We start from the raw sequence: 12671 nt of genomic DNA on the forward strand, positions 1-12671 counted from the left end.
TAGCACAGACGTAGACCGCCTTGTCCGGCGGTCTACGGCACGGTAGAGTTCCCCCCTTTTTTGTGGGCAACCCGGCGCCATTCGGCCCCGGGATTCAAGTCGGAGTCATCTATGCGAGTCATCCTGCTCGGTGCGCCAGGCGCCGGAAAAGGCACCCAGGCCCAACTGATCATGCAGAAATTTGGTATCCCGCAAATTTCCACCGGGGATATGTTGCGCGCAGCAGTCAAGGCTGGCACTCCTTTGGGAGTGGCCGCGAAACAAGTCATGGATGCCGGTGGTTTGGTGTCTGATGACATTATTATCGGCCTCGTCAAAGAGCGCATTAGCGCAGATGACTGCGCCAAAGGTTTTTTGTTTGATGGGTTTCCACGCACTATTCCGCAGGCTCAGGCGTTAGTTGAAGCTGGCGTCGACATCGATTTTGTCGTTGAGCTGGACGTCAATGACGAGGAAATCATTGAGCGTTTGTCCGGGCGGCGCGTGCATCCGGCTTCCGGGCGTGTGTATCACCTTAAGTACAATCCACCCAAACAGGAAGGCAAAGACGACCTGACTGGTGAGGATCTGGTTCTGCGTGATGATGATCGGGAGGAGACGGTGCGTAAGCGTCTTGAGGTCTATCAGCAGCAGACCCGTCCGCTGGTGGACTTTTATCAGGGGTTGGCAGCACAAGCAGGCGAAAAAGCTCCCCGCTATGTGCGGATTGCCGGCGTCGGCTCCATGGATGATATTCGTGACAAGGTGCTGGCGGCCTTGAAAGCATGAAGCGAATAAGGGTTCCTGGGTAATAAAAGGAGGCTTCGGCCTCCTTTTTTTGTCCCTTAAATGGCTATTCCGACCCTGAGTTGCTGCTTCAGATGGTTTTGCCAGGCGTCGATCGATTTCTGGAAAAAGTGTTACGGCGGTAACACTTTTTCGCTTGCGCTGCTCTTGATGTTGCCCGCCGATCCCGTAACTGCCGCCTGTCTGATCGCTGTGTGTTGTGATCAGCGGGCTTCAGGACACCTGCCGATTTATTCTGTTGCACCTGCTGATATCGCTCTGCGACGCGTTCTGATAACGCAGATGAAATCCCTATCAACGCTTTTTTACCCGCAAAAAATAGCGAAATAGTTTCTCAGAGAGGTTCGGAATAATGCCTTAAAGAGACGGTTTGCAAAGTATGGCCGCAATTGTTTTGCGCAAATCCGTCAGGGAAGAAATAGCGCAGTGGACAAATTATGTACCACCTGATTTTTTTTTATGCTATTTTTTGCCTCGGTCGCAGTAAAAACAACGCTATAGCTTAGGAGATCAGTCATGGCTCGAGCCAAAAAGAAAGCCGCCCCGAAACGTAAGGCAGCAAAGCCAGCAGTTAAGGCTACTGTTGATAACAAGGTAAAAATGAAAGAGCAGGCCGCCGCCGCCGCCCACAAGGCAATGGCAGCAGTAGAAGCCAAAGTGGAAAAACAGCAGGCCAAGATCGCTGCTGTCAGTGCCAAGCTGAAAGCACAGCGCGACTCTGCCAAAGGCAAGCTGACCGCTGCTGCCAAGGCCCGTATGGCTACCATGCGAGCTCAGGTTAAGTCCCTGCGCGAAGCCATGGCTGACCTGCGCAAAGAGCTGCGCGTAGCGAAAGCTGCCGCTAGCCGTGAGGCCAAGCGCTTGAAAGCCGCACATCGTGCCGCTGAGCGCAAAGCCAAGGCCGCTGCCAAGAAAGCTGCAGCCAAAGCCAAAGTTGCAGCTCGTAAAGCTGCTGCCAAGGAAAAAGCTGCCGCTAAAAAGGCTGCTGCCCGCGCTAAAGTAGCTGCCCGTAAAGCTGCTGCTAAAGAGAAAGCTGCTGCCAAGAAAGCCGCTGCCAAGGAAAAAGCTGCTGCTAAGAAGGCTGCTGCCAAGGCCAAGAAAGCTGCTGCCAAAGGCACCGCTAAGAAGCGTGTAGCTAAGAAGCGTGTCGCCAAGAAAGCTCCGGCCCGTAAAGCCGCAGCCAAGAAAGCGCCGCGTAAAGCAGCTGCCAAGAAAGCCCCGCGTAAAGCAGCTGCCAAGAAAAAGGCAGTTCGCAAGGCTCCGGCCAAGAAAGCAGCCCGTCGCGGTCGTCCGGCCAAGAAGTAATACTTCTCTGGTCTGATAAAAGGCCCCGCTTCGGCGGGGTTTTTTATGTTTACCTATATCTGTCCCCAGTGTGATCAAAGTCACATTTACCTGTTTCTCCCACCAGCCCTCATTTCTCCTGTCTCTGACAGTCCGCTGCAGGCATCACTGGCGGCGCTGATAGCGTCGTTGCCATGGCCCTGTTGTGATGTGATTGCTATGCTTCGCGCCAGTTCAGGAGAGCCCATTTGAGTCGTGTTGAACGTGTGCTGTGCGATGACGAGCGTTTCGCCAGTCTAATCCCCGGTTTTGCCCCGCGAGCTCCGCAGCTGGAAATGGCCAAGGCGGTGGAACAGGCATTGTCTGACTCATCTGCGCTGGTGGTTGAGGCGGAAACCGGTACCGGTAAAACCCTGGCTTATCTAGTGCCCGCGTTGCTGGCTGATGGCCCGACTATTATTTCCACTGGTACCAAGAGTCTGCAGGAGCAGCTTTTTTTTCGTGATCTACCGGTTGTGCTGAAGGCGCTCGGCGTGCACAGGCGGGTGGCGCTGCTCAAGGGGCGGGCCAACTACCTATGTCCTTACCGGCTGCAGTTACACCTCGAAGAGGCGCGCTTTCAGACCCGAGACACTGCGCTGCAGATGCAAGTTGTGGCCCGTTGGGCGGCACGCACCGCCAGTGGCGATATCGCCGAGCTAAGGGAAATTCCCGAAGATGCACCTGTCTGGCCTTGGGTAACCAGTACGGCGGAGAACTGTCTTGGTCAGGACTGCCCCGAAGTAACTAACTGCCCGGTGATGCGCGCTCGTCAGGAAGCTCAGGAGGCGGATCTCGTGGTGGTTAATCACCACTTGTTCTTCGCCAATGCAGCATTGAAAGGTGAGGGGGTGACGGAGCTGCTGCCTGCGGCCAATGCGGTCATTTTTGATGAGGCTCATCAGCTGCCTGATGTGGCAGCCACTTTTTTTGGTTCAACTCTGAGCTCCAGGCAGTTGCAGGAGCTATGTAGTGATGCAATGAGCGAAGCGGCACACAGCTCGGTGGATGTGCAGGGCCTGTCAGCACATACCAGTGCGCTGGAGCGTAGTGCTGCGGACCTGCGTATTGCTCTTGGCCACGACGGCCGCAAGGAAACCTGGTCGGCGGTTAGCAGCATTGCAGAAGTAATCAAAGCCATGGAGGCTCTGGCACAGACGCTGCTCGCCCTGGAGGAGTTTCTCGAGCCTTACAGCCGCAGCAGCCGTGGTATGGAGTCCTGCCATCGCCGTGCTAGTGAGCAGCGGGCCAGCCTGCAGCGTTTTCAAAGTGGTCATGACGACAATTTGGTGTTTTGGTTTGAGACCTTCAAGCGTGCCTTCCTGTTGCATGCCACGCCGCTGTCCGTGGCGGAAATGTTTGATGCCCATCGTGCCCAGCAGCGCTGCAGCTGGATCTTTACCTCGGCGACGCTGTCGGTGGCGGGGAATTTCAGCCACTTTATTGAACGGCTGGGTATTTCAGATGCCGCCACATTGCGGTTGGAAAGTCCGTTTGATTTTCGCCGGCAGGCGGTGCTCTACGTGCCAGAGGATCTGCCCACCCCGGATATGCCTGACTACACCAGCAGGCTAGTGGACAACATGGTACCGGTTATTGAGTCTGCTCGGGGCCGCACTTTTTTCCTGTTTACCAGTCATCGGGCATTACGCGAGGCTGCCGAGCTGCTGCGTGGCCAGATTGAGTATCCTTTGCTGGTCCAGGGTGAGGCGGGGCGCCGACAGTTGCTGGAGGAGTTTAGGGAGCATGGTAACGCAGTGCTGCTTGGCACCAGCAGTTTCTGGGAGGGTATTGACGTAAGGGGCGAGGCCCTCAGCTGTGTCATAATTGATCGACTGCCGTTTGCTTCACCGGGAGACCCGGTTGCTGCGGCGCGTATAGAAAGGATCAAACGTGAGCGTGGCAATCCGTTTCGTGATTATCAGCTGCCACAGGCTGTGCTGACACTGCGTCAGGGCGCCGGCCGGCTGATACGTGATATTCATGATCATGGAGTGCTGGTCATCGCGGATCCGCGACTGATCGACAAGAGCTACGGTAAGCTTTTTCTTGATAGCCTGCCGAGCATGACACGAACCCGGAAGCCTGAAGTGGTGGAACGGTTTTTTCGTTATATCGAGAATCGGGGCAACCTTGAAACTGCTGGCAATTGAAACCGCTACCGACAGTTGTTCGGTCGCGTTGTGGCATAACGGTGAGGTGCGTGAGCATTTTGAGGCAGCCGCGCGGCGCCAGACTGAGCGGGTGTTACCAATGGTAGAGGCGCTGCTTGCAGAGGCTGGCTGGAAGCTCGGTGAGCTTGATGCCATCGGCTTTGGCCATGGCCCCGGTGCCTTTACCGGTGTGCGTGTGGCAGTGTCCGTGGCTCAGGGCCTGGGTTTTGCTGCCGACTTGCCCGTGATAGGTATTTCCACTCTTGCGGCAGCTGCCCATACGGCAGCCGGGAAATATGGCGATGGCGACTGGCTAATCGCCTTTGATGCGCGCATGAGCGAACTTTATCTGGCTGGCTATCGCTGCCATCAGGGTGTACTGGAAGTTCTGCTGCAGGACTGTCTCGCAGCGCCCACCCAGCTGCCGTCGCTGCCAGCCGGTGAATGGCGAGGAGCAGGCAGTGGCGAGCTTTACCTGTCTGCGCTGCGAGCCGCCTGGCCCATGCTGGGAGATTGGCAGGCTGAACTGCTGCCCCGAGCCTCTTCCGTGGCGGCGCTGGCGGCTCAGCAACGTGCCCAGGGCGCCGGCGTGGTGGCCGAACAGGCGCGGCCGGTCTATTTGCGCGACCGGGTTATTCAGGGAGCAATACGATGAGCAAGCCTTCGGGATGGGATCTACCCAATCCGCATATTCTTGGCATGACAGTGCCGGCTTCTGCCATTGATGTGATGGGGCATGCCAATAACGTCGAGTACCTGCGTTGGTTGGAACATACCGCATGGGATCACACTCGGGCACTGGGGTTGGGCTGGGAGCAATATCAGCAACTGAATCGCGGCATGGTGGCCCGTCATACTGAGTTGGAATACCTGTCGCCGGCATTTGAAAACGATCGGCTGGAAATCGGCACATGGATTGTCGAGAACGATAATCGCATCAGCATGGTGCGCCGCTACCAGGTTCGTCGTCTTACGGATGGCATGACGTTGCTGCGCGGCCGCACCCGTTGGGTATGTGTGGCGATTGATTCTGGTAAACCGCGGCGTATGCCTCCTGAATTTATTGAAGGTTACGCTTTGACAGCCAGGGAAGATCAGTAAATGGAGTGGCTGCAGCTGCTGGCGCTTGCCGTCATTCAGGGCCTGACGGAGTTTCTCCCGGTGTCCAGCTCTGCGCACCTGATTTTGCCGGCCCAGCTGCTGGGTTGGCAGGATCAGGGGCTAGCCTTTGATGTGGCAGTGCATATCGGTACCTTAATGGCTGTGCTGTGGTATTACCGTAGCTATGTTGGTCGAATGACCATTGGCGCTTTGCAAGGGGTGCAGACGCGCCAGATGAACCCCGACCTGAAACTGGCGTTATTGCTTGCCTGGGCAACACTGCCGGCGGTAATCGCAGGTTTTCTGTTCAAGGATATGCTCGAACAGCATGCTCGCTCAGTGGCAGTGATTACCACTACCACTCTGCTGTTCGGCGCACTGTTATGGGTTGCCGACCGGCGGGGTAGTCAGCGCATTTCACTGGCGGCGGTGGGGCTGGGGGTTGCCACCCTGATTGGTCTGGCTCAGGTGCTGGCACTGATACCTGGCACCTCGCGCAGCGGCATTACCATCACGGCGGCACTGTTGCTGGGATTGCATCGGGAAGATGCGGCCAACTTCTCCTTTCTACTGTCGATTCCGGTGATCCTGGGGGCAGTGGTGCTGATGATTGCGGAGCTGGCTTCCGAAGCGCAGATTTTTTCCATGCTGCAGCTGCTGGTGGCGACCATGACCAGTGGCGTGGTGGCGTATCTGACCATCGCATTTTTTATCCGCCTGGTGAATCAGCTGGGCATGTTGCCGTTTGTGATTTACAGACTGCTGCTTGGTCTGGTGCTGTTGGTCTTTTTCCTGTGAAGCTCGCCACCTTGCCCGGAGCGCCGGATGTCGGTGCGCTGAGTGTGGTGGATGAAGAGGCCGCCGCTCAGGCGGGTGCCGACATGCTGCTCGGGGTCACGGATGGTCGGTTGGCTATGTGGCGCCCTGACGGGCATGAGACGCCACTATGCGTCGACTTTGATGGAGGTCAGCTGGGCTACAGACTGGCGGCTGACAGAGTGCGTCACGAGCGTCTGGTACGGGCGGTTGGCAAGATTAGTGACAACGGCATGCTGGTTGATGCCACCGCCGGTCTTGGGCGGGATGCTGCGCTGCTGGCCAGAGCCGGCTGGCAAGTCACCATGCTGGAGCGGCAGCCGGTACTACAGGCGCTGTTGGCGGATGGTCTGGCACGTAGTCGCGAGTTGGCGGGACGGATGGCGCTGGTTAACAAGGACAGTGTGGCCTGGCTGACAGAGCATCCACGGGTGGCTGAGGTTGTGTATCTCGACCCCATGTTTCCTGAGCGTGACAAATCTGCTGCGATCAAGAAAGAACTGCTCTGGCTGCAATGGCTGTGCGGCTCTGACAGTGCTGCATCGGAGGCACTGCTGCTGCAAGCAGCAATGACTGCAGCGCGGCGCCGGGTGGTGGTGAAACGGCCGTTACGGGCGCCGCCACTGGCTGGACATACGCCCGCTTCTTCCCTGACGGGCAAAACCGTGCGTTTCGATATCTATCCCTGCCACCCAGCCTGGCAGCCACGTTCTTCAAGAGGCGGGAATGGATAGCCGGGTAATACGCAGGATGGTGTGATTGATCTCGACGCTGAGAATTCGACTGGCCTCGTCATCCAGTGCCTGCAGGCGATCATCGAACTCCAGCATGCCAGCGTCATTGCTGCGCACCAGCCCATGTAGACGCAGCTGATTGATAAAGTTCCGCAGCACGTTGCGGTCGAAAAACTCCGGTGAGTTGAATTCATGCAGCAGCGAAAGGCGCTGGGCAGTCTGATAGGCAAGCTCTTCAAGTCGCTCATTGTCGAGAACGCCGCTGCCGTGCTGGACCAGCACCCGAATAGTCAAAGAGAAGCGCTCCAGAGCCTGTTGCACCGTCTGGCCAAGATGGTCCAGTAGGTCCGCCTCCATGGAATGCTGTGGCGCGCCTTTGAGGAAGTCACCCTCGCGGCTGATCAGCCCCTGCTGTTCCAGTACGGCAATGGTGCTGTCTGTCATGGCATCAAGCTGTTCTCCCGACTGCCATGGTAGGAAATACTCAGTGCGGAAGAATGGATAAAGCAGGTTAACCAGTCGGTACAGCTGACCTAGTTCTATCCGGCGAGCATTATCGAACAGCGCACTGATCATGCCCGGCAGAATGAACAGATGCAGGCTGTTATTACGCACATAGGTCATCTGCAGAGCAGTGACCGGGTCAGTGCTCACCAGCGAGCCCAGCGGGTGTTCTATGCGCCGAAGGAACTCGTGCTCGATGCCGTAATCGATTATCGCCTGTGGGTCATGCTCGGCAATGGCAGTATTGGGTGAAAAGCGGGCATCGCTCAGCAAGGTCAGGTACAGCGCCAACTGGCGGCGTAACTGCTCCTCGTCCATGGTGTGTTTCGGGGTGGCCAGTACCGCCAGGCTTAGCAGGTTGACCGGGTTGGCCACTGCAGCACTGTTAATGCCGGTTACTACCGCATCACCCAGTTGGCTGATGCTTTGCTTGAACCACTCCGGGGAGCTGTCGCCAATACTCTTCTGGGTGCGCCAGTCGGGAGCGCTTTGATCAAGAAAGTCGGACAGAATAAGCGGCTCGCCAAAGTTGACATGGACCTCGCCGAAATGACTACGCAGCAACGAGAGAGACGATGAGATCAAGCCAAACAATGACTCTTTTTTCTTTTTTGCTCCGTGCATCTCGCCGATGTAGGAGCGCGCTTCGATGACTTTTTCATAGCCGATATAGACGGGCACAAAGGCGACTGGCTTATTGGCATCCCGCAGAAAGCTGCGCACAGTCATTGCCAGCATGCCGGTTTTCGGTTGCAGCATCCTGCCTGACCGGCTGCGGCCGCCCTCGACAAAGTATTCGATGGAGAAACCGCGGGTAACCATGGTGTGCAGGTACTCGTTAAATACTGCCGAGTACAGAGGGTTGCCCTTAAATGTTCGGCGCATAAAGAAGGCGCCGGCACGGCGCAGGATGCTGCCGACCACGGGCATATTCAGGTTAATACCGGCGGCAATATGTGGCGGTACAAGATTGTTGCGGTGAACGACGAAAGACAGCAGCAGGTAGTCAATATGGCTGCGGTGGCAGGGCACATAGATCACTTCATGCTCGCGGGCTACCTGGCGTAGTTTGTCGATGTTGTATAGCCGGATGCCGTCGTAGAGTTGATTCCAGACCCAGTTTAACAGTACTTCAAGGAAGCGGATGACGGTGTAGGAGTAATCAGCAGCGATTTCCCGGGCGTAGCTGCGCGCTCGCGCTACTAGCTTGGCTTCGCTGGTATTTTCCTCTTTGGCGGTGAGCTCAATAGCTGCGCGCACCTGAGCGCTCTCCACCAAGGTGTTTACCAGAGTCCGGCGGTGCGACAAGTCAGGGCCGATAATGGCTTCTTGCTGACGCCGGAAATGGACTCGCAGGATACGCTGGGCCTTACGTGACACTCGCTGGTCGTCATCACTTTCCTCAACCAGCTGCCGCAGTGACATTGGTTGGCTGAAGTGGACCAACAGCTGGCGGCCCTGAGTGAGAACGATGACAATTTTCTTGAGGAAGCCTGGCGCTGACCAGTTGTCCGAGAAAATGATCTTCCAGAGAGAGTTTTCTTTTTCCGGGCGCCGTCCCCAGAAAACCGAAACCGGCACCAGTTGAACGTCCAGAGTGGCATCCTTGCGCAATGCGCTAATCAGATGCTCCATTCGCTGAGGGCTGGCACTGACCCGGTCACGGCCAAATATTGGCCGACGGTAAATGGCAAAACTACGCCGGCGCAGATGTTGGTCAGCAAAATCCACAGACGCCAACGGCGAAGGTAGCTTCATCCGCTTGGTTTCACGCTCCACCACCAGTATGTCGCTCATTGCCGCATCGCGCAGCACGTAGACCACCGGAGTGTCCGGGTACACGCCCAGAGCGTCCAGATCGTCGAGCTGTTCGGTGGCGCGGGTATATAGATTGAGGATCAGACGGGCGAAAGCGAAAACCAGTTTGTCCAGACCAAGCCAAGGGCTCATGGGTACTCGTATGCAGTGAAATCAGGGTGAAAGTGTAAACAACGGCGCCGAACATGGACAGAAACTCACCCCCCCGACTGCGCCAGAAGTGGCCCTGCAAGCTGTTTCAAGATGTTACCTGGCCGGAAAAGACGGCCCGCTGCTCGCTGCAGGCAGGCCAAGCATGACCATCAGGCGGGTACAGAACAGTGGTCGAGCTTCTGCCAGAGAAAACAGTTTCGGTGAAAATAGCCAGCTTTGAGTAATACCCATAAGGAAGGTGTAGCACAGCAAGCCCTCCGTTTCCGCGTCTGAGCTTTGCTTAAGCTCCGCGATGCGTCGTCCCAGTGTGGTAACGATGGTTTTACTCAGCTGCCTTTCACGACGAATGGTTTTTGCCATTACATCGGTCAGCTCTGTTTTATTGAGAAGGATTTCAAAGGATTGTCGGTAAGCACGATCTTCAATTAGCAGGCGGAACCATTCAGCAACAAAGTCATCTATGGCGCGCCTTGGGTCAGCTTCACTGGCCGCTTTGTCTACCATCTGCTGTAGCGGCGTTTGCGAGTAGCGGAGAATAGCTTGAAATAGCTCATCCTTGTTCTTGAAGTGCCAATAGATGGGGCCGCGGCTGTACCCTGTTTCGGCAGCAATCATGGCAAGAGTGGTTTGAGAATAGCCATTACGGCTGAACAGTTTTAGAGCTGCTTCAATGACTTTCTGACGGGTTTTTTCCGCATCTTCTTTGCTGCGTCTCATGCTCTGCCTGACAGTTCGATAAAGCGGGGGCATGGCCCCCGCTGGTAGATCAGGCCTCAGAGTTTACCCTGCGCGGCCATTTCCATATAGCTGGTATCGAAGCGCAGTTTCAGGTTGCCTTGATCACCCATGCTTTTGCCATCGGGAAAGCTGATGCCGACAAAATCAGCATCTGTGGCACCTTCGCCCAGCAGGCCGTGTCCAAAGGAGAACTGGCGTACTGCTTCCATGGCGGAAAATGCCTGTTCGCTTTTTACGAAGCTAACGGCGTCAGCTGGCTTCCAGAACATCTTCATGCCAGCCAGCTGGGCTTCGTAGCCGGCCTGATCCGTGCCGGAGGCTTCGCCAAGGGAGGCGCGCATTTTCTGCCCTTCGACAGTATCGCTTTCCAGAATAGCCATCATCTCAAACCAGGCACCGACCATGGCTTTGCCAAGTGCCGGGTTGGCCTTCAGGGTATCAGTGTTGACTACGGTCAGGTCCTTGATATGACCTGGAATCTGGCTGGAGTCATAGATCTTGGTGGAGCCCGGTGTGGCCGCGACGTCGTCGAGCAGCGGGTTCCAGGTCACTACACTGGTGACATCTTTAGTCTGATAGGCGGATACGATATCGGCATCGGAGGTGTTGACCAGAGTGACGTCACGTTCGCGCAGTCCGACGCTGTCCAACGCCCGGGCCAGCAAGTAGTGGGACACGGACAGTTCTACCAAGTGGAGTTTGCTGCCTTTCAGGTCCTTTACCGACTTGGCGGTCTTGGAGACGATACCGTCGTTACCGTTGGAGTAATCACCAACAATTAACGCGGTAGTATCAACGCCGCTGGCTGATGGAATGGACAGGGCGTCCATGCTGGTGCAGACCACGGCATCAAACTGGCCGGCGGTGAATTGGTTGATGGATTCAATGTAGTCGTTGATCTGCACGATATCTACTTCGATGCCGTACTTGGCGGCCCACTTATCCATGATTCCAGACTTGTCTGCATACTCCCACGGCATCCAGCCAGCGTAGATCGTCCAGGCGATGGTGAATTTTTTCTTTTCGGCGGCAATTGCCGCGGGGGCGGCTACTAACATAACGCCGGCCAGTAGGGCGGCGCTAAGGCGGGTGATGATGGAAACTTTCATGGTCAACCTCCAGTATGGTTACGCGTGTTATCTAGCAATTTACGAGCCAGAATCAGAACATCTTCAGGTAGCGCTCTATTTCCCATGCAGACACGGTGTTGTGATAACTGCGCCACTCCGCCTTTTTGAAATCCACGAAGCTATTGAACATGCCTTCACCAAATACCTCTCGTGACAGAGGGTCGGCTTCGAAGGCCTCAATGGCTTCTTCAAGGCTTTGCGGCAGGAACTGTATGTTTTGTGAGGCAATTTCTTCATCGCTGTAGTTGTACATGTTCTCGCGATGGGGTCTGCCTGGGTCCATTTTCTCGCGGATGCCCTCAAGGCCTGCGGCCAGAATCATGGCCGCTCCCAAGTAAGGGTTGCAGCTGATATCCGCGGCGCGGCATTCGACCCTGCCACCAGCGCCGGGGATGCGGATCATGTTGGTACGGTTGTTACTGCCATAGCAGCAGAACACCGGAGCCCATGTGGAGCCAGACATAGACCCTTGTCTGACCAGCCTTTTGTAGCTATTCACCGTCGGTGCGATCACTGCACAGATCGCTCTGGCATGTTTGAGAACGCCCGCAATAAAGTGGTAGGCAAGTTGTGACACGCCCACGTCATGCAGGTCATCGCCGTTAGCGATAAACAGATTTTTGCCTGTATTGATATCCGCCAGAGACATGTTGTAGTGAGCACCGCTACCCGTGCGATCGGCATAGGGCTTGGGCATAAAGCTGGCGAAAGCACCGTGTTTGCGTGCAATTTCATTCGCCATCATGCGGAAAAAGACAAACCGGTCTGCCATATTCAAGGCATCGGTATAGGTGAAATCAGTTTCAAACTGGCCTATGGCATCTTCGTGATCGAAAGAATATACGTCCCAGCCCAGCTTGTTCATTGCGGTGACAAGCTCATCAACGATGGGCAGGTTATCCATTAGTGCGCAAGGGTCGTAGCAGGGCTTGCCCAGATTGTCGCGGTCGCTGATCGGACCAAAATCCCCATTGGCCTGGTCACGGAACAGAAAGAACTCTGTTTCAATGCCAAGGTTAAAGGTGTACCCCATTTGCGCAGCGGCTTCTGTCTGGCGCTTTAGAATTACTCTTGAACAGGCATCAAATGGTTTGCCATCCAGATAAAGATCACTGGCAAACCAGGCCAGGTCCGGGTTCCACGGGCATTGTGTTGCTGTGGTCGGATCCGGCATGGCTGCCACTTCATTGTCACTAATGTCCTGTGGCACGCCGTCAAGGGCGGCTCCCGTATAAAGCTCCGATCCTTTAAGCATGTTGTCGAAGTGGCTCAGTGGCACCAGTTTCCCTTTGATGCGCCCATGGATATCAACATAGCTGGCCATTGCATACTTGACGCCGGCGTCGGCGAGGCGAATTGCGACTGGGTGTTGGCTGGCTGCCGAGGACATGATTTCACTCTCCAGAACGTTGACA

Annotated in this window: 11 protein-coding genes; 7 read left to right on the forward strand and 4 right to left on the reverse strand. The window is 55.9% G+C overall.

From position 1 onward, the window contains the following. Window positions 1–111 precede the first annotated feature (111 nt). The 7 genes from adk to J1C54_RS02250 all read left to right on the forward strand — a co-directional run bounded on the left by adk (window position 112) and on the right by J1C54_RS02250 (window position 6913). Complete coding sequence (adk, locus tag J1C54_RS02220) at window positions 112–768, forward strand: adenylate kinase (RefSeq protein WP_229144197.1); 657 nt, start codon at window positions 112–114, stop codon at window positions 766–768. A gap of 534 nt (window positions 769–1302) precedes the next feature. After that, window positions 1303–2091 (forward strand): hypothetical protein, encoded by a 789-nt coding sequence (locus tag J1C54_RS02225; protein ID WP_229144198.1) that lies wholly within the window; start codon window positions 1303–1305, stop codon window positions 2089–2091. A gap of 227 nt (window positions 2092–2318) precedes the next feature. Beyond that, window positions 2319–4262 carry an ATP-dependent DNA helicase gene (locus tag J1C54_RS02230; protein WP_229144199.1) on the forward strand — a complete coding sequence of 648 codons (1944 nt, stop codon included), beginning with the start codon at window positions 2319–2321 and terminating at the stop codon, window positions 4260–4262. Further along, on the forward strand, window positions 4243–4917 hold the full coding sequence (gene tsaB, locus J1C54_RS02235) for a tRNA (adenosine(37)-N6)-threonylcarbamoyltransferase complex dimerization subunit type 1 TsaB (protein WP_229144200.1): 675 nt from the start codon (window positions 4243–4245) through the stop codon (window positions 4915–4917). Before J1C54_RS02230 ends, tsaB begins: the two co-directional genes overlap by 20 nt. Then, complete coding sequence (locus J1C54_RS02240) at window positions 4914–5363, forward strand: thioesterase family protein (protein WP_229144201.1); 450 nt, start codon at window positions 4914–4916, stop codon at window positions 5361–5363. The genes tsaB and J1C54_RS02240 overlap by 4 nt, the downstream gene beginning before the upstream one ends. Continuing rightward, a complete protein-coding gene (locus J1C54_RS02245) occupies window positions 5364–6161 on the forward strand; it encodes an undecaprenyl-diphosphate phosphatase (RefSeq protein WP_229144202.1) in 798 nt (265 codons plus the stop codon). After that, window positions 6158–6913 (forward strand): class I SAM-dependent methyltransferase, encoded by a 756-nt coding sequence (locus J1C54_RS02250; protein ID WP_229144203.1) that lies wholly within the window; start codon window positions 6158–6160, stop codon window positions 6911–6913. Before J1C54_RS02245 ends, J1C54_RS02250 begins: the two co-directional genes overlap by 4 nt. On the opposite strand, the gene plsB is transcribed toward J1C54_RS02250, so the two are convergent. The 4 genes from plsB to glnT form a co-directional block, all read right to left on the reverse strand. Further along, window positions 6893–9367: a glycerol-3-phosphate 1-O-acyltransferase PlsB gene (gene plsB / locus J1C54_RS02255; protein ID WP_229144204.1), complete on the reverse strand. Its 2475-nt coding sequence runs from the start codon at window positions 9365–9367 to the stop codon at window positions 6893–6895. The two genes, J1C54_RS02250 and plsB, sit on opposite strands and share 21 nt — an antisense overlap. A 114-nt stretch (window positions 9368–9481) precedes the next feature. Continuing rightward, window positions 9482–10105: a TetR family transcriptional regulator gene (locus J1C54_RS02260; RefSeq protein ID WP_229144205.1), complete on the reverse strand. Its 624-nt coding sequence runs from the start codon at window positions 10103–10105 to the stop codon at window positions 9482–9484. A gap of 56 nt (window positions 10106–10161) precedes the next feature. Continuing rightward, a complete protein-coding gene (locus J1C54_RS02265) occupies window positions 10162–11235 on the reverse strand; it encodes a putative urea ABC transporter substrate-binding protein (RefSeq protein WP_229144206.1) in 1074 nt (357 codons plus the stop codon). Window positions 11236–11287: 52 nt separating this feature from the next. Next, the gene (gene glnT / locus J1C54_RS02270) at window positions 11288–12646 is read right to left on the reverse strand and encodes a type III glutamate--ammonia ligase (protein ID WP_229144207.1); all 1359 of its coding nucleotides are present in this window, start codon (window positions 12644–12646) and stop codon (window positions 11288–11290) included. Window positions 12647–12671: the final 25 nt, after the last annotated feature.

The organism is Alcanivorax sp. 1008, assembly GCF_020667895.1.
Taxonomy (GTDB): Bacteria; Pseudomonadota; Gammaproteobacteria; order Pseudomonadales; family Alcanivoracaceae; genus PGZG01.